This is a genomic window from Streptomyces sp. NBC_00287 (assembly GCF_036173105.1).
Taxonomy (GTDB): Bacteria; Actinomycetota; Actinomycetes; order Streptomycetales; family Streptomycetaceae; genus Streptomyces.
On the sequence record NZ_CP108053.1, the window covers coordinates 6785185 to 6802325 of the forward strand.

Annotated in this window: 12 protein-coding genes and 1 pseudogene; 10 read left to right on the forward strand and 3 right to left on the reverse strand. The window is 71.2% G+C overall.

The features are described from left to right. Nucleotides 1-98: 98 nt before the first annotated feature. The 5 genes from OHT76_RS31080 (at nt 99) to OHT76_RS31100 (ending at nt 6654) form a co-directional block, all read left to right on the forward strand. Nucleotides 99-392 (forward strand): DUF503 domain-containing protein, encoded by a 294-nt coding sequence (locus tag OHT76_RS31080; protein WP_328874157.1) that lies wholly within the window; start codon nt 99-101, stop codon nt 390-392. Nucleotides 393-424: 32 nt separating this feature from the next. Continuing rightward, nucleotides 425-871, forward strand: coding sequence for a 30S ribosome-binding factor RbfA (gene rbfA / locus OHT76_RS31085; protein WP_328874158.1), 447 nt, complete (start codon nt 425-427; stop codon nt 869-871). Further along, on the forward strand, nt 868-1773 hold the full coding sequence (gene truB, locus OHT76_RS31090) for a tRNA pseudouridine(55) synthase TruB (protein ID WP_328874159.1): 906 nt from the start codon (nt 868-870) through the stop codon (nt 1771-1773). The genes rbfA and truB overlap by 4 nt, the downstream gene beginning before the upstream one ends. 244 nt (nt 1774-2017) lie before the next feature. Next, nucleotides 2018-5578 carry a trypsin-like peptidase domain-containing protein gene (locus tag OHT76_RS31095; protein ID WP_328874160.1) on the forward strand — a complete coding sequence of 1187 codons (3561 nt, stop codon included), beginning with the start codon at nt 2018-2020 and terminating at the stop codon, nt 5576-5578. 119 nt (nt 5579-5697) lie between these two features. Next, nucleotides 5698-6654, forward strand: coding sequence for a bifunctional riboflavin kinase/FAD synthetase (locus OHT76_RS31100; protein WP_328874161.1), 957 nt, complete (start codon nt 5698-5700; stop codon nt 6652-6654). Between the two features lie 74 nt (nt 6655-6728). On the opposite strand, the gene OHT76_RS31105 is transcribed toward OHT76_RS31100, so the two are convergent. The 3 genes and pseudogenes from OHT76_RS31105 to OHT76_RS31115 all read right to left on the reverse strand — a co-directional run bounded on the left by OHT76_RS31105 (nt 6729) and on the right by OHT76_RS31115 (nt 11427). After that, complete coding sequence (locus OHT76_RS31105; protein WP_443049935.1) at nt 6729-9923, reverse strand: AAA family ATPase; 3195 nt, start codon at nt 9921-9923, stop codon at nt 6729-6731. Between the two features lie 645 nt (nt 9924-10568). After that, a pseudogene (locus OHT76_RS31110) lies at nt 10569-10670 on the reverse strand (SCO5717 family growth-regulating ATPase); the annotation flags it as partial. Nucleotides 10671-11133: 463 nt separating this feature from the next. Beyond that, on the reverse strand, nt 11134-11427 hold the full coding sequence (locus OHT76_RS31115; RefSeq protein ID WP_315887579.1) for a DUF397 domain-containing protein: 294 nt from the start codon (nt 11425-11427) through the stop codon (nt 11134-11136). A 307-nt stretch (nt 11428-11734) separates the two neighbouring features. Between OHT76_RS31115 and rpsO the strand changes: the two genes are divergently transcribed. From rpsO to OHT76_RS31140, 5 genes are all read left to right on the forward strand, one after another. Further along, nucleotides 11735-12022 (forward strand): 30S ribosomal protein S15, encoded by a 288-nt coding sequence (rpsO, locus tag OHT76_RS31120; protein WP_015657483.1) that lies wholly within the window; start codon nt 11735-11737, stop codon nt 12020-12022. 290 nt (nt 12023-12312) lie between these two features. Further along, a complete protein-coding gene (locus OHT76_RS31125) occupies nt 12313-14538 on the forward strand; it encodes a polyribonucleotide nucleotidyltransferase (protein WP_328874162.1) in 2226 nt (741 codons plus the stop codon). Beyond that, nucleotides 14535-15914, forward strand: a complete 1380-nt coding sequence (locus tag OHT76_RS31130; RefSeq protein ID WP_328874163.1) for a M16 family metallopeptidase — start codon at nt 14535-14537, stop codon at nt 15912-15914. The genes OHT76_RS31125 and OHT76_RS31130 overlap by 4 nt, the downstream gene beginning before the upstream one ends. Nucleotides 15915-15938: 24 nt before the next feature. Continuing rightward, nucleotides 15939-16691 carry a 4-hydroxy-tetrahydrodipicolinate reductase gene (gene dapB / locus OHT76_RS31135; protein ID WP_328874164.1) on the forward strand — a complete coding sequence of 251 codons (753 nt, stop codon included), beginning with the start codon at nt 15939-15941 and terminating at the stop codon, nt 16689-16691. Continuing rightward, nucleotides 16691-17134 (forward strand): hypothetical protein, encoded by a 444-nt coding sequence (locus OHT76_RS31140; RefSeq protein WP_328874165.1) that lies wholly within the window; start codon nt 16691-16693, stop codon nt 17132-17134. The genes dapB and OHT76_RS31140 overlap by 1 nt, the downstream gene beginning before the upstream one ends. Nucleotides 17135-17141 lie beyond the last annotated feature (7 nt).

A 17141-nucleotide genomic window follows, 5' to 3' on the forward strand; every position in this document is an offset into this window, starting at 1 on the left:
ATTTCCGTCGATCGGCCCCGGCCGTTGCGTGTACGGTTCCCGTATCGGCGTCGATGCGTGACGCCCGTACCCCGGACCGGCGGGATATCCGGATACACATGTATGTGGGGACTCTGTCCTTCGATCTGCTCCTCGGCGACGTCCGCTCGCTGAAGGAAAAACGCTCCCTCGTCCGTCCGATCGTGGCCGAACTCCAGCGCAAGTACGCGGTGAGCGCGGCGGAGACGGGCAACCAGGACCTCCACCGCAGGGCCGAGATCGGGCTCGCGTTGGTCTCCGGGGACACGGGACACCTCTCCGACGTACTGGACCGCTGTGAGCGGCTGGTCGCCGGGCGGCCCGAGGTGGAACTGCTCTCGGTTCGACGCAGGCTCCACAGCGACGAAGACTGAAGCAAGAGATAAGCACTTAAGGAGACGGACCAGTGGCCGACAACGCGCGGGCGAAAAGGCTGGCGGACCTCATCCGGGAGGTGGTGGCCCAGAAGCTGCAGCGCGGGATCAAGGACCCGCGGCTCGGCTCGCACGTCACCATCACGGACACCCGGGTCACGGGTGACCTGCGGGAGGCGACCGTCTTCTACACGGTGTACGGGGACGACGAGGAGCGGGCCGCAGCGGCCGCGGGTCTGGAGAGCGCCAAGGGCGTCCTCCGCTCCGCGGTCGGCGCGGCGGCGGGTGTGAAGTTCACCCCGACGCTGACCTTCGTGGCCGACGCGCTCCCGGACACCGCCAAGACCATCGAGGACCTCCTCGACAAGGCGCGCCAGTCCGACGAGAAGGTGCGCGAGGTCTCGGCCGGCGCCAAGTACGCCGGCGAGGCCGACCCGTACAAGAAGCCGGGCGAGGACGAGGACGAAACCGCCGAATGACCCAGCAGAACCGGACGCCCGACGGCCTTGTCATCGTCGACAAGCCGTCGGGCTTCACTTCGCACGACGTGGTCGCCAAGATGCGCGGGATCGCCAGGACCCGCCGCGTCGGCCACGCCGGCACTCTCGACCCCATGGCGACGGGCGTGCTCGTCCTCGGCGTCGAGAAGGCCACCAAGCTCCTCGGTCACCTCGCGCTGACCGAGAAGGAGTACCTGGGCACCGTCCGGCTCGGCCAGACGACCCTGACCGACGACGCCGAGGGCGAGATCACGGGGTCGCAGGACGCCTCGAAGGTCACCCGCGACGCCGTCGACGCCGGGATCGCCAAACTGACCGGCGAGATCATGCAGGTGCCGTCCAAGGTCAGCGCCATCAAGATCGACGGCGTGCGCTCCTACAAGCGGGCGCGCGAGGGCGAGGACTTCGAGATCCCGGCCAGGCCCGTCACCGTCTCCTCCTTCACGGTCTACGACATGCGGGAGGCCGTCGCCGAGGACGGCACCCCCGTCGTGGACCTGGTGGTGTCGGTCGTCTGCTCCTCCGGCACCTACATCCGGGCGCTCGCCCGTGACCTCGGCGCCGACCTGGGCGTCGGCGGCCACCTCACGGCGCTGCGCCGGACGCGGGTGGGCCCGTACAAGCTCGATACGGCGAAGACGCTGGACCAGCTCCAGGAGGAGCTGACCGTCATGCCGATCGCCGAGGCCGCCACGGCCGCGTTCCCGCGCTGGGACGTGGACGCCAAGCGGGCGCGCCTGCTCACGAACGGTGTGCGGCTCGAGATGCCCGAGGAGTACGCGGGCCGGGGCGCTGTCGCGGTCTTCGACCCCGAGGGACGCTTCCTGGCGCTCGTCGAGGAACACAAGGGCAAGGCGAAGAGCCTGGCCGTCTTCGGCTGAGCACGGGGTCCGCCCGCGGAGCGGCGGGCACGGGGTCGTTCTCTGCCCGCCGCTCCACGGTCCCCCTCGGTTCCCCCACCCCTAGGGTGTATCCACCTAGCCCCGTCTGTTCACCCTTCCGTGCAGGCGCTCGGAGTGAACCGAGGGAGCGGAAGGGGGCGCGTTCACCGCGCGATCTGTCCCGCTGATCACCGCGCGCCTACCGTCGAAGACAGGTACGACGGTACGGCGCGGAGGTTCGACCATGGCGGCACGGGGCCCGCGGATTCCCGGGGAGTCCGGTGGGGCTTACGAGGACGCCCTGGTGCGGATCCACGATCTCGCCGGCAGGCCCCGGGGTCTGGGCTTCGTGGCCGACCACCACGGCACGGTGATCACCAGCCACGAGGCGGTGGACGGCCTGCCGCGTCTGGTCCTGCACGCGGCCGAAGAGCGGACCTGCGTCGTGCCGGCCGACGCGGTGACCGAACTCCCCGACCTGGACCTGGCCCTGATCCACACCGAGGGCCTCGGCGCGGAGCCGTTGCCGGTGACGGTACGGGACAGCACCGAGCCCGGCCGATACGTCAGGATCGCGGCGGACTGCTGGCGCGAGGCACGGGTGCTGGGCGCGGCGCCGGTGACGTACACGGCGACGGACCGCTTCCACCTCCTCGACAACGCTCTGGAACTTGCGATCGGCACGGCGGGCCGGGACGCCCTGCGCCTGGGCGGCGGGGCGGCGGGCGGCCCGGTCGTGGACGCGGAGACGGGCGCGGTGATCGCGGTACTGGGCACAGCGCTCCAGAGCGGCAACCGAGAGGGCGGCTACGCGATCCCCCTCTGCCCACCCGCGCCGGGCCCCCTGGCCGACGTACTCGCGTCGAACGCGATGACAGTCCCCTCCTACGGCGCCGACCTGAACCTGGCAGGCGTACTGGAACTGACGGCGACATCGGTGGGCCAGGACGGCCCACCCGGCGAGCCCGGAACGGTGGAACGGCCGTCGGTGACAAGGCAGTTCGAGGAGTTCACCGCACGCGCGGGCACGTCCGTCCTCGCCCTCGTGGGCGCCCCGGGCAGCGGCCGTACGACAGCCCTGGCAGCCCTGGCGACCCGCCGCCACCAGGCCCCCACCCTGTGGTTGCGCGGCGCCGACCTGAAGGCCGACGACAAGTCGGTGGCGGACGCGGCGAGCAGGGCGCTGGCAAGGGCGGCCCGAATCGTGGCGGCGTCCCGATCGACGACCCCGTCCAACCTGGGCGACCTCACCCCCGAACGCCTGTCCCAGGTGTCCCGAGCGACAGCCCGCCCCCTACTCCTGCTGCTGGACGGCCCCGAGGAAATGCCCCCACTCCTGTCCCACCGCCTGGCGGACTGGACGACGGGAACGGCGGCGTGGCTGAAGCAGACGGGCACGCGGTTGGTGGTGGCGTGCAGGGAGGAGTACTGGGAGGGGGCGGGGGCGGAGTTCCCGGAGGGAATGCTGTACTCCGCAGCCCTTCCAGCCCGTCCGGCGTTTGAGGACGAGGCGGCACCACCCGGCGCAGGCCCGCACAATCCAGCCTGTCCGGCGTTTGAGGACGAGGCCCTCTCAGGGCCGACGGGGGTCCAGGGGGCGGAGCCCCCTGGCGGGGTCGAAGGGGCAGAGCCCCTGGAGGATGGGACGGGTAGGGGCGGCGGGGGCGAAATCCCTCGGCGGTTGCCCAAGTGCGTACGCCTCACCGACCTGACCCCCACCGAAGCCCACCAGGCCCGCACCCACTACGGCATCCCCGACCACACCCTCACCCCCCAAGACGCCCGCCACCCCCTAACCCTCCGCCTCCTCTCCGAGGTCCGCACCGCCCTCCCCGACCCCCCGCAGCACACCCCCCTCGACCGCGACGACGTCTTCGCCGCCCACCTCGACCTCATGTGCCTGCGCATCGCAGTACGCCTCGCCGCAGAGAACGGCCTCCGAGGCACCGCGGTCAAACGCCTGGCCGCAAAAGTCTCCGGCCAGATCCACGAGGCAGCCAGACGAAGCCTCGGCCCGGGCCAGGGCGAACTCGACCGGAAGTCGTTCGAGGCCCTGTTCCCCTGGGGCCCCGCAAGGCTCGGCGGCACCGGCTGGGCCTCCGCCGTCCTCACCGAAGGCCTCCTCGTCCCCGCAGGCAGTGGCTACCGCTTCGCCCACGAGGAGTTCGCCGACTGGATCCAGGGCATGCACCTCGACCTCGACGAGGCCCTGCGCGCCCTGATCCACAGCCGCCGCAACCAAGACCCCCACCCCCTCCCCGTCCCGCACCACCGCATCGGCCCAGTCGTCGAGGCCCTGCTCCTCCTGGCCCGCCGCCACACCCCCCTCCAACTCGCCCTCCGCCTCCAGGAGTTGACCCAGGCCCTGGAAGCCGACCCGCACTCCTGGTGGGCCGCCCGCCTCCTCGCCCAGTCCCTGCTGCGCGTACCGGACGCCACCCCGTACATGGACGTACTGCGCACCCTCGCCGACCGGATCGTGGCCTGGCGGCAGCAACTGCAGCCCGTACCACCGGAGTTCGGCCCGGACTTCTGGACCGCGCTGCCCCTGCCGGAGGAGACGCGTCTCGACCTGCTCCGGCACCTCGTCCTGGCCGACACGAAAACCGGCCCCCGTTACCTCGACGCCGTGGCCCAACTCCTCGCCGCCGACGCCACCGCCGTACAACCGCACCTCACCCGCTGGTTCCACGACGACCGCCCGCTGCCCGCGACCCCGCACGCCACCGTCGCGAGGGCCGCGCAGGCGCTGCTGCACACGCATCGGCACGGCGCGCTGGACGATCTGACCGAGACGCTCGTCGAGGTCGCGCACCGGCGGGCCGACGAGCTGCTCGGTGTGCTGGCGGAGGAGGAGCCGTCCGCGATCTGCCGGGCCGTGGACCGGTGGGCGCACGACGAGCGGCCCGCGAGGAGGGTGGCGGCGGTGGCGTACGGATTGCGCGCGGCCCCGCACGTACGTACGACGGCCGACCGCGAACTCCTCCGTTACGCCGCCCTCGCCCTGCTCTCCCGCCCCGCCGACTGCACCCTGCACGGCGCCGCGCTCGCCCTGCTGGTCCGCGATCCGCTCACCCGCTCCCGCCATCTCCCGCTCGCGCTACGGCACTTCGCGTCCGGCGACCCGCAGTTCCCGCCGAGCGCCCTGGTCGGCGCCCTCACCACCCACCCCGAGCCGGTCCTCGACGCCTTCCGGGAACGGTTGCTCCGACCGGACGCGGGCCCGGCGCTGCGCACCCTCGCCGACGTCACGACGCCGCCGCTGGCCCGCCGGGTCGCCGCCCTGGTCCAGGAGGCGGTGGAGCGGCGCCCGGAGCGAGCCGGGGACGTCGCCGCGTACGTGGACCGCCGCCTCGACCAGGGCCCGGCCGCCCGAGCCGTACTGTTCCCGCTGGTCACCGGCCTGCTGGACGGCGGCTCCGAGCAAGTACGGGCTGCCCTCGCCGGCGTCCTCGCGGCCCCCGGCACCCCCGACTCCCGCCCCCTGCGCCATGAACTCCTCGACTTCCTCCTCGCCCACGAACGCGACCCCGCCGTCCTGGACGCCGTCCTGCACGCGGCCGCCCAGCAGGGCGGCGAGGGACTGCGCGACCTGGTCCACCGCACCGGGCTCCTCCTGGTCCGCACTCCGGACGGGGCGACCCTTTTCGACCGCGGGCTCGTCGACCTGGGCCGCCATGTCCCGGGCTTCGCCGCCCGGGTGGCCGGCTGGCTCACCGACGCGCCCCAGGACTGGGTGGCCGTGGTCGGCCCCAGCACCCGCCGGATGATCGAGAACCTGGCCGGCGTCCGGGTTCCCGCGTGACCGGTACGTGCTACCCGTCACAGCCTCCATGCCGATGCGGGGCGGGAGCACGCGGCATGGCACCCTTAGACCTGCGTAGAAGGTAGTGACGGACAAAGGTTCGACGAGGAGCGGTCACAGTGCAGCGCTGGCGTGGCTTGGAGGACATCCCCCAGGACTGGGGGCGCAGCGTCGTCACCATCGGTTCCTACGACGGTGTCCACCGCGGACACCAGCTCATCATCCGGCACACCGTGGACCGGGCCCGCGAACTGGGCCTGCCCGCCGTGGTCGTCACCTTCGACCCGCACCCCAAAGAGGTGCTGCGGCCGGGCACCCACCCGCCCCTGCTCGCCCCGCACCACCGGCGGGCCGAACTCATGGCGGAACTGGGCGTGGACGCGCTCCTGGTGCTGCCGTTCACCACGGAGTTCTCCAACCTCTCCCCGGCGGACTTCATCGTCAAGGTCCTCATCGACAAGCTGCGCGCCAAGGCAGTCGTCGAGGGCCCGAACTTCCGCTTCGGCCACCGCGCGGCGGGCGACGTCGTGTATCTGGCCGAGCTGGGCAAGACGTACGACTTCGATGTCGAGGTCGTCGATCTGTATGTGTCCGGTGAGGCGGGCGGCGGTCAGCCGTTCTCCTCGACCCTGACCCGGCGCCTGGTCATCGAGGGCGATGTCGAGGGCGCCGCGGAGATCCTCGGCCGCCCGCACCGGGTCGAGGGCGTGGTCGTACGCGGCGCCCAGCGCGGCCGCGAGCTGGGTGTCCCGACGGCGAACGTCGAGACGCTCCCGCACACCGCGATCCCCGCGGACGGCGTCTACGCCGGCTGGCTGCACGCCCAGGACGAGGTGATGCCGGCCGCGATCTCGGTCGGCACGAACCCGACGTTCGACGGCACCGAGCGCACGGTGGAGGCACACGTCATCGACCGCGTGGGCCTCGACCTCTACGGCCTGCATGTCGCCGTCGAGTTCCTGGCCTTCGTGCGGGGGCAGGTGAAGTTCGAGTCCCTCGACGCGCTGATCGAGCGGATGGCGGAGGACATCAAGATCAGCCGCGATCTGACGGCTGCGGCGGAGGCGAAGCGGTAGCGGTCGCTACGACGCCGAAGGGCGGCCGGCGCCTTATGGGCACCGGCCGCCCTTTCTGTATGGCTACGGCCTACCTACTGCGGGGGCTGCTGGGGGTACGGGTAGGGCTGCTGGGGGTACGGCTGCCCCGGCATCGGGGGCTGGCCGGGCTGAGCGTACGGCTGTCCGGGCTGAGCGTGCGGCTGGCCGGGAATCGGCTGGCCCGGCATCGGCGGGGCCGCCACCGGCGGCGGATTGCCGTCGCTCGTCCACAGACCGTGCATCTGCTGATGGCGTACGAAGTCCTCGGCGACCATCGCAGCGAGGTTGAAGTACGACTCCCGCACCTTGGGCCGCATCATGTCGAGGTCGACCTCGGCGCCGGCGGCGAGGTGCTCGTCGAAGGGCACGACGATGACGCCACGGCAGCGGGTCTCGAAGTGGCTGACGATGTCATCGACCTTGATCATCTTGCCGGTCTCGCGCACACCCGAGATGACGGTGAGGGAGCGTGAGACGAGATCGGCGTACCCATGGGCCGACAGCCAGTCCAGCGTCGTACTGGCGCTGCTCGCACCGTCCACGGACGGCGTCGAGATGATGATGAGCTGGTCGGCGAGGTCCAGCACACCGCGCATGGCGCTGTAGAGCAGACCGGTACCGGAGTCGGTGAGGATGATCGGGTACTGCTTGCCGAGCACGTCGATGGCGCGCCGGTAGTCCTCGTCGTTGAAGGCGGTGGAGACGGCGGGATCGACATCATTGGCGATGATCTCGAGCCCCGAGGGTGCCTGGGACGTGAACCGCCGGATGTCCATATAGGAGTTGAGGTACGGGATCGCCTGGACGAGGTCCCGGATGGTGGCCCCGGTCTCCCGGCGCACACGGCGGCCGAGGGTACCGGCGTCCGGGTTGGCGTCGATGGCGAGGATCTTGTCCTGCCGCTCGGTGGCGAGGGTGGAGCCGAGGGCGGTGGTGGTGGTGGTCTTCCCCACGCCACCCTTGAGGCTGATCACGGCGATCCGATAGCAGGACAGCACGGGCGTACGGATCAGCTCGAGCTTCCGCTGCCGCTCGGCTTCCTCCTTCTTCCCACCGATCTTGAAACGTCCCCCGGCCGCGGCCGGCCGCCCGCTCTTCGCCTTCTGCTTCTTGTTGTTGAGCAGCCGATCGGACGACAACTCCACGGCAGCGGTGTAACCGAGCGGCGCGGCCCCGGGGTTGGTCGGCTGCCGCTGATCATGCTGCATGGGCTGAGGCCAGGCGGCGCCGGCGCGGGGGTCGACGGGGGGCTGGGGCTGCGGGGGGACGCCGGGGTGAGCCTGCGGCTGTCCTTGCGGGGGCATGCCGGGCTGGGCCTGCTGGTGTGCGTCGGGCTGGGGTTGGGGCTGGCCCTGCGGCTGTGCCTGGGGCTGACCCTGTTGGGGCATGCCGGGGTATCCCTGCGGCTGGCCCTGGGGGCTGCCGGGCGGCACGGGGCCCTGGCCCGGTACGGATCCCGGCTGGCCGGGGGGCTGAGGGAAGCCGTAACCGCCGGGCTGCGCGGGGGAGTTGGGGGCGGGCTGCGCAGGCGGGGCTGCCGGGGTGCCGGGCTGCTCGGGCTGTGCGTGCAGGGACGCCGGGGTGCCGGGCTGCGGGAAGCCGTAACCGCCCTGGGGGTTGGGTACCGGGGCAGGGGTGCCGGTCGGCGGCTGGGCGGGGGGCTGTTGCGCGGGCGCGGTGGGGGCGCCGGGGTGGGGGAAGCCGTAGCCACCCTGCGGTGCGGGGGCGGGAGTGGGCTGTGCTCCCGGCTGGGGGAAGCCGTAACCGCCCTGCGGTGTAGGGGCCGGGCTGGGGGCGTCGGTCGGCGGCTGCTGCGCCGGCGTGGTGGGGGCGCCGGGGTGGGGGAAGCCGTAGCCGCCCTGCGGTGCGGGGGCGGGAGCAGGCTGTGCTCCGGACTGCGGGAAGCCGTAGCCGCCCTGGTGCGCCGCCGCCGGGCTGGGGGTGTCGGCAGGCTGCGGGGCCGGGGGCTGTTGCGCGGGCGCTGCGGGGGTGCCGGGCTGAGGGAAGCCGTAACCGCCCTGGGGTGTGGGCGCCGGGGCAGGGGTGTCGGCAGGCTGGTGCGTAGGCGCTGCGGGGGTGCCGGGGTGGGGGAAGCCGTAGCCGCCCTGCGGGTTGGAGGTGGGGGCGGGTTGTGCTCCCGGCTGGGGGAAGCCGTAACCGCCCTGCGGTGTAGGGGCCGGGCTGGGGGCGTCGGTCGGCGGCTGCTGCGCCGGCGTGGTGGGAGCGCCGGGCTGCGGGAAGCCGGGGACCGGCTGCGGCGGGGTCGCGGGCGGCTGGTTCCAGGCGGCGGGCGCGGGCTGCGGGGCCTGCGGCTGGAACGGGGGCTGCTGGGCGGGTACGGGCGGCTGCTGTTGCGCCGCCGCGGGCTGCGGCTCGGCGGGAGCCGTCGGCTCCGGCTGCTGCGGCTGTACGGGCCACTGGGGCGCCGACGCCGGGGCGGCGGGCTGGTACGTCGGCGGCAGCGGCGGCATCCCGGCCTGCGGTGCCGGCGGGGGAGTCCAGGCGGGGGCCGCGTCCTGCGGAGCGCTGGTCGCAGTGGGTACGGCGTCCTGCGGCTCGGCGTCGGCGGGTACGGCGTCTTCCGGTTCCCCGTCAGCCGGTACGGCGTCCTGCGGCTCGGCGCTCTCCGGCTCGGCGCCGGGCTGGTCCTCGTCCGTCGGCTCGGCCTCGTCGGTCACGGCGTCCGCAGTTGCGGAGTCCGACGGCGCCTTGTCCGAAAGCTCCGGCTCATAGGGCTCGGCGTCGGCGGGTTGGGCTTCCTCCGGCTCCGTATGCATCGGCGCGGCGTCCACCGGCTCCGCGTCCACCGGCTCCGCGTCCGCAGGCTCCTCGGCCGACTCGCCCTCCACGGCGTCCGTTTCGGCCGTAACGACATCGGAGACCTCGTCCTCGGACGCCTCCGCCTGCTCCACCTCGTCCGAAGCGTCTTCCTGACGCTCGGGCTCGGTCTCGGCCTCGGGCTCATCCTCGACCTCAGCCACGGCCTCCGCCTCGGCGGACTCGTCGGCGTCGGACGCGTCGGCCTCGTCCTCATCCACCGACCGCAGCCGCGCCCCGGCCTCCGCCGCGCGCTCCTCGATCTCCCGCTTCAGCGCGACCGCGGAGAACCGCATCGTGGCGCCGCTCTCCAGATCACCGTTCCCGGAGTCGGACTCCTCGGCGGCCGGAGCCGTTGACGAAGCCTCGGAAGGCGAAGAAGCCGGCGCGCTCCACTGCGACTGGAACCCACCCACGGGAATGTTCGGCACGGCGGTAGGCGAAGCGGCGTCAGCCTGGGGTGTTGACGGCTCGGCTGGCGCCCCCTGCGGCTCGAACCCACCCACGGGAAAGTTCGGCACAGCCGAAGTCGATGCGGCGTCAGCCGGGGGAGTCGACGGCCCTGCAGGCGCCCCCTGCGGCTCGGATCCGCTCCCTTGGAAACCACCCACGGGAATGTTCGGCACAGCCGAAGGCGAACCGGCGTCAGCCGAAGGAGTCGGCGGAGTTGACGGCCCGGCAGGCGTCCCCTGCGGCTCGAATCCGCTCCCTACCGGCAACTTGGGCACCGCGACCGGCCCCCCTGCCGCCGGCGGAGGCGGCGTGAACGGAGCCCCGGGCGCCGGCGCGGGTGGAGCCAGCGGAGTGAAAGGCGCCCCAGGCGCGGGCTGGGCAGGCGGCGCGGGCGGCGTAAACGGCGCCCCCGGAGCCGGAGACCCCTGCGGAACCGGCGGCGTCAGCCCCGGCAACGAGGAGGGCAGCGAAGTAGGAGAGGGAGTGAAGGTCGGCCGAGCGGCAGGACCACCTGCACCCGCAGTCGCGCCCGAAGAACCCGAAGAACCCGAAGAACCCGAAGACCCCGAAGCCCCGGACCCGCTCTCGTCCCGCCCCGAACCGGCGGAGCCACTCGCGTTCTGCGTGTACCAGGCAGGCGGCGCATAGTCGATGGTGAACTCGCCCGTGACCTCGTTGGCCGACTCCGCATCGGGCTCGCGGATCCCGTCCCGATCGCTGCTCACAGTTCCTCCTGGTGTGGTCGAGCACCCCCATGCCGTGCCGGGGCGACCATTGCTCGTCGTCCGAAGTCGTTCGAGGTAGTCCGTTCCAGTCGGCTCTCCCCCTGGGACACCGACGCCCGGTCCACGGGTTCTGGCGTCGCGCCCGGTCCCAGCCTAATCACCACAGGCATCACCTCGGCAGGCCCGTCCACCCCCGAGCACCTGCCCACTGCGTCACAGCCTGCCCCGAAGTTACGTACGCAGCCCTCCTATTGGTGAACAAACCGGACGATACCTGTGAACAATCCGCAACGAAAGCGAAGCAACCGATCAAGTCGCCCCGCAAAAAGCCGCCGCCGAGCAGCCGCAGAACCCCGCCGCCAGGCACCCCCCGAACACCGCCTCCCGACAAACGAATTGGCGGCCGCGGAGAGGCGATAAACCCGCACCCCCACGACCGCCCCGCCCCTCGATCACTCCGTGATCACTCCGCGTCAACACCACCATTGTGCGGCGCAGGCTCCAGGTCGAACTCCCCGTCCCGCGCCCCCAGCACGAAGGCCCGCCACTCCGCCTCGGTATAACGCAGCACCGTCTCCGGTTCCAGCGACGACCGCATCGCCACCGCCCCACCGGGCAGGTACGCGATCTCGACCCGCTCCTCGTGCGTCTCCGTGCCCGGCGCGCTCTGCCACTCGACGCCCGAGATGTCGAGGGCGTACAGCTCGTCCCGCTCCCGCTCCTTGCGCGCCTTGATTTCCTCTTCCGTCTCCGCCATGCCCAGCGACCCCTTCCAGACTTCCGAACTTCCGACGTGCGAGTTCCGGCGCACGCGACAGACGTACGCTTGATCGGCGCGCTCACCCTAGTGGCCCATTACCCACCCAAAGGGCGGTTCCGGAACCCATGCGAGGGCGCCCACCTCTGCCTGGTACCCTGAGTGACGGCCGTTTGTGTACGCACCCCCGGAGCGCTCGCTCTGGAGGCCGCGCCCAGCGGATCCCCGCCTCCCGAGTAACGGAAGCTCCCCCGAGACACAGACCGGGGGCACTCGGTGGCCATTCAGAAGACTACGAGGAGTACGCGTGCCGCTCGACGCCGCTACGAAGAAGCAGATCATCAGCGAGTTCGGTCAGAAGGAGGGCGACACCGGCTCCCCCGAGGTCCAGGTCGCCATGCTTTCGCGCCGGATCTCGGACCTGACCGAGCACCTCAAGACCCACAAGCACGACCACCACTCCCGCCGTGGTCTGCTGATCCTGGTCGGTCAGCGCCGCCGCCTGCTGCAGTACCTCGCCAAGAAGGACATCCAGCGCTTCCGTGCGCTGGTCGACCGTCTCGGCATCCGCCGCGGTGCTGCGGGCGCCAAGTAAGACGCCGTGAAGGGAGCGGTTCCCGAAACGATCGGGGGCCGCTCCCTTTGCCGTACGTACGGAAACGTGCGGAGTGTCACACCCGCTTTGTAGTGTGGTAGCACAACGCAATAGCACGAGGAGAAGTGCACCTCGCCGCCGCCGGTCCTCGGTAGTGGCCCCCGGGCAATGCGAACCCGGGTGCTTCGATCGAAGACCGGCCCGCACCAGACGGAGCGCTTCTCCGCCCACGTCCCCCCGCCACACGGGCGGATCGGGACAAAAGACGAAAAGTAACGGAGAAAACGCTAGTGGAGAACGAGACCCACTACGCCGAGGCTGTCATCGACAATGGCGCCTTCGGTACCCGCACCATCCGCTTCGAGACGGGCCGCCTGGCCAAGCAGGCCGCCGGTTCCGCCGTGGCGTACCTGGACGACGACACCATGGTGCTGTCGGCCACCACCGCCTCCAAGAACCCCAAGGACCAGCTCGACTTCTTCCCGCTGACGGTGGATGTCGAGGAGCGGATGTACGCCGCCGGCAAGATCCCCGGCAGCTTCTTCCGCCGTGAGGGCCGTCCCTCCGAGGACGCCATCCTCACCTGCCGCCTCATCGACCGCCCGCTGCGCCCGTCCTTCAAGAAGGGCCTGCGCAACGAGATCCAGGTCGTCGCCACCATCATGGCGCTCAACCCCGACCACCTGTACGACGTCGTGGCCATCAACGCCGCCTCCGCGTCCACGCAGCTGGCCGGTCTGCCCTTCTCCGGCCCGATCGGCGGCGTCCGCGTCGCGCTGATCAACGGCCAGTGGGTCGCGTTCCCGACGCACACCGAGCTCGAGGACGCCGTCTTCGACATGGTCGTCGCGGGCCGCACCCTGGAGGACGGCGACGTCGCGATCATGATGGTCGAGGCCGAGGCCACCGACAAGACCATCCAGCTGGTCAAGGGCGGTGCCGAGGCGCCGACCGAGGAGATCGTCGCCGCCGGTCTGGAAGCCGCGAAGCCCTTCATCAAGGTGCTCTGCAAGGCCCAGGCCGACCTCGCCGCGAAGGCCGCCAAGCCGACCGGCGAGTTCCCGATCTTCCTCGACTACCAGGACGACGTCCTGGAGGCGCTCTCCGCCGCCGTCAAGCCGGAGCTCGCCTCCGCGCTGACCATCGCGGGCAAGCAGGAGCGCGAGTCCGAGCTGGACCGCGTCAAGGCGCTCGCCGCCGAGAAGCTCCTGCCGGAGTTCGAGGGCCGCGAGAAGGAGATCTCCGCCGCGTACCGCTCGCTCACCAAGCAGCTGGTCCGTGAGCGCGTGATCAAGGAGAAGAAGCGCATCGACGGCCGTGGGGTGACGGACATCCGTACCCTCGCCGCCGAGGTCGAGGCCATCCCGCGCGTGCACGGCTCCGCGGTGTTCGAGCGTGGCGAGACCCAGATCCTGGGCGTCACCACCCTCAACATGCTCCGCATGGAGCAGCAGCTGGACACCCTCTCCCCGGTGACCCGCAAGCGCTACATGCACAACTACAACTTCCCGCCGTACTCCACCGGCGAGACCGGCCGCGTCGGCTCCCCGAAGCGCCGCGAGATCGGCCACGGTGCGCTCGCCGAGCGTGCCCTGGTCCCGGTCCTGCCGACGCGCGAGGAGTTCCCCTACGCGATCCGCCAGGTCTCCGAGGCGCTGAGCTCCAACGGCTCGACGTCCATGGGCTCGGTCTGCGCCTCCACCATGTCGCTGCTGAACGCCGGTGTGCCGCTCAAGGCCCCCGTCGCCGGTATCGCCATGGGCCTGATCTCCCAGGAGATCGAGGGCGAGACGCACTACGTCACCCTCACCGACATCCTCGGTGCGGAGGACGCCTTCGGCGACATGGACTTCAAGGTCGCCGGTACGAAGGAGTTCGTGACCGCCCTCCAGCTCGACACCAAGCTGGACGGCATCCCGGCCTCTGTCCTGGCCGCGGCCCTCAAGCAGGCCCGTGACGCCCGCCTCCACATCCTCGACGTGATGATGGAAGCGATCGACACGCCGGACGAGATGTCCCCGAACGCCCCGCGGATCATCACCGTCAAGATCCCCGTGGACAAGATCGGTGAGGTCATCGGCCCCAAGGGCAAGATGATCAACCAGATCCAGGAGGACACCGGCGCCGAGATCACGATCGAGGACGACGGCACCATCTACATCGGTGCCTCCGACGGCCCGGCCGCCGAGGCCGCCCGCACCACGATCAACTCGATCGCCAACCCGACCATGCCGGAGGTCGGCGAGCGCTACCTGGGCACGGTCGTGAAGACGACCACCTTCGGTGCGTTCGTCTCGCTGCTCCCGGGCAAGGACGGTCTGCTGCACATCTCGCAGATCCGCAAGCTGGCCGGCGGCAAGCGCGTGGAGAACGTCGAGGACGTGCTCGGCGTGGGTGCCAAGGTCCAGGTCGAGATCGCCGAGATCGACTCGCGCGGCAAGCTCTCCCTCATCCCGGTGATCGAGGGCGAAGAGGCTGACGCCGAGGCTGACAAGAAGGACGACGCCGACAAGTGACGTCGAGTAGCTCCAAGGCGACGGCCCGCACCTCTTCGGAGGCGCGGGCCGTCGCCCGTACCCAAACCCTGATCAAGGGCACCAACGGCATCGGCACCGTCCGCAAGACCACCCTCCCGGGCGGCCTGCGCATCGTCACCGAGACCCTGCCCTCCGTCCGCTCCGCGACCTTCGGCATCTGGGCCCACGTCGGCTCCCGCGACGAGACCCCGTCGCTGAACGGCGCCACCCACTACCTGGAGCACCTGCTCTTCAAGGGCACGCAGCGTCGCTCCGCCCTGGACATCTCCTCGGCCCTCGACGCCGTCGGCGGCGAGATGAACGCGTTCACGGCGAAGGAGTACACGTGCTACTACGCGCGCGTGCTCGACACCGACCTGCCGCTCGCCATCGACGTCGTCTGCGACATGCTGACCGGCTCGCTCATCCTCGAAGAGGACGTCAACGTCGAGCGCGGCGCGATCCTCGAAGAGATCGCGATGACCGAGGACGACCCGGGCGACTGCGTGCACGACCTGTTCGCGCACACGATGTTCGGCGACAACCCCCTCGGCCGCCCGGTCCTCGGCACGGTCGACACGGTCAACGCCCTCACCGCCGACCGCATCCGCCGCTTCTACAAGAAGCACTACGACCCGACCCACCTGGTCGTGGCGGCCGCGGGCAACATCGACCACAACAAGGTCGTACGACAGGTCCGAGCCGCCTTCGAGAAGTCTGGCGCCCTGAAGAACCTCGACGTCACGCCGATCGCCCCGCGCGGCGGCAAGCGCGCCCTGCGCACCGCGGGCCGCGTCGAGCTGATCGGCCGTAAGACCGAGCAGGCGCATGTCGTCCTCGGCATGCCCGGCCTCGCCCGCACGGACGAGCGGCGCTGGGCCCTGGGTGTGCTCAACACGGCCCTCGGCGGCGGGATGTCGTCCCGCCTGTTCCAGGAGGTCCGCGAGAAGCGCGGCCTGGCCTACAGCGTGTACTCGTACACCTCCGGCTTCGCCGACTGCGGCCTGTTCGGCGTGTACGCCGGCTGCCGTCCCTCGCAGGTGCACGACGTCCTGAAGATCTGCCGCGACGAGCTCGACCAGGTCGCCGAGCACGGTCTGTCCGACGACGAGATCGGCCGCGCCATCGGCCAGCTCCAGGGCTCCACGGTGCTGGGCCTCGAGGACACCGGCGCGCTGATGAACCGTATCGGCAAGAGCGAGCTGTGCTGGGGCGAGCAGATGTCCGTCGACGACATGCTGGCCCGGATAGCCTCGGTCACCCCGGACGACGTCCGCGCGGTCGCCCGGGACGTCCTGGGACAGCGGCCCTCGCTGTCGGTCATCGGCCCGCTGAAGGACAAACAGGCGTCCCGTCTGCACGAAGCGGTCGCGTAAGCCTCTCCCGAAGGAAACAAGAAGATGAGCAAGCTGCGAGTGGCGGTCCTCGGTGCCCGGGGCCGGATCGGTTCCGAGGCGGTACGGGCCGTCGAGGCCGCCGACGACATGGAGCTGGTCGCCGCCCTGAGCCGGGGCGACAAGCTGGAGACCCTGGCCGAGACCGGCGCCCAGGTCGCCGTCGAACTGACCACACCGGACTCGGTGATGGACAACCTCGACTACTGCGTGAGCCACGGCATCCACGCGGTCGTCGGTACGACGGGCTGGACCGACGAGCGCCTCGCGCAGCTGACCGGCTGGCTGGCGAAGTCCCCGGAGACGGGCGTGCTCATCGCGCCCAACTTCTCGATCGGGGCCGTGCTGACCATGAAGTTCGCGCAGATCGCGGCGCCCTACTTCGAGTCGGTCGAGGTCGTCGAGCTGCACCACCCGAAGAAGGTGGACGCGCCCAGCGGCACCGCCACCCGCACTGCTCAGCTCATCGCCGAGGCCCGCGCCAAGGCCGGCTCGGCCCCCGCGCCGGACGCCACGACCACCGCCCTCGACGGCGCCCGGGGCGCCAGCGTGGACGGGATCCCGGTCCACGCGATCCGGCTGCGCGGCCTGCTGGCCCACCAAGAGGTCCTGCTGGGCGGCGAGGGCGAGACCCTCACCATCCGCCATGACTCCCTGCACCACAGCAGCTTCATGCCGGGCATCCTGCTCGGCGCCCGCCGCGTGGTGGCCGCCCCCGGCCTCACCTTCGGCCTGGAACACTTCCTGGACCTGGGCTGATGCGCGCCAAGCTGTCCTACGCCATAACGGCGGCCGTCCTCGTCGTCTACTTCGTCCTGGTCGGCAGCCGAGGCCTGATGCTCATCAAGGCCGGCACCCTGCTCACCGTCACCTTCGGCGTCGCGGTGCTGATCCTGCCGGTGATCGGTCTGTGGTTCCTGTGGAAGAACACCGAGTTCGTCCGCAAGGCCAACCAGCTCGCCGCCGAACTCGACGCCGAAGGCGGCCTGCCCGTCGACGAGTTGAAGCGCACTCCCAGCGGACGCATCGACCGTGACTCGGCCGACGAGGTCTTCGCCCGCCGCAAGGCCGAGACGGAGGATGCGCCGGACGACTGGCGCAGCTGGTTCCGCCTCGCCGTCGCCTACCACGACGCCCGCGACACCCCGCGCGCCAGGAAGGCGATGCAGCGGGCGATCTTCCTGCGGGAAACCGCACGCTGAGAACTCC

Bases quoted from the DNA above. Each gene is read 5' to 3' on its own strand.
- dapB (WP_328874164.1), top strand. From the start codon at position 15,939: ATGAGCAAGCTGCGAGTGGCGGTCCTCGGTGCCCGGGGCCGGATCGGT.
- OHT76_RS31140 (WP_328874165.1), top strand. From the start codon at position 16,691: ATGCGCGCCAAGCTGTCCTACGCCATAACGGCGGCCGTCCTCGTCGTC.
- truB (WP_328874159.1), top strand. From the start codon at position 868: ATGACCCAGCAGAACCGGACGCCCGACGGCCTTGTCATCGTCGACAAG.
- OHT76_RS31080 (WP_328874157.1), top strand. From the start codon at position 99: ATGTATGTGGGGACTCTGTCCTTCGATCTGCTCCTCGGCGACGTCCGC.
- OHT76_RS31095 (WP_328874160.1), top strand. From the start codon at position 2,018: ATGGCGGCACGGGGCCCGCGGATTCCCGGGGAGTCCGGTGGGGCTTAC.
- OHT76_RS31115 (WP_315887579.1), bottom strand. From the start codon at position 11,427: ATGGCGGAGACGGAAGAGGAAATCAAGGCGCGCAAGGAGCGGGAGCGG.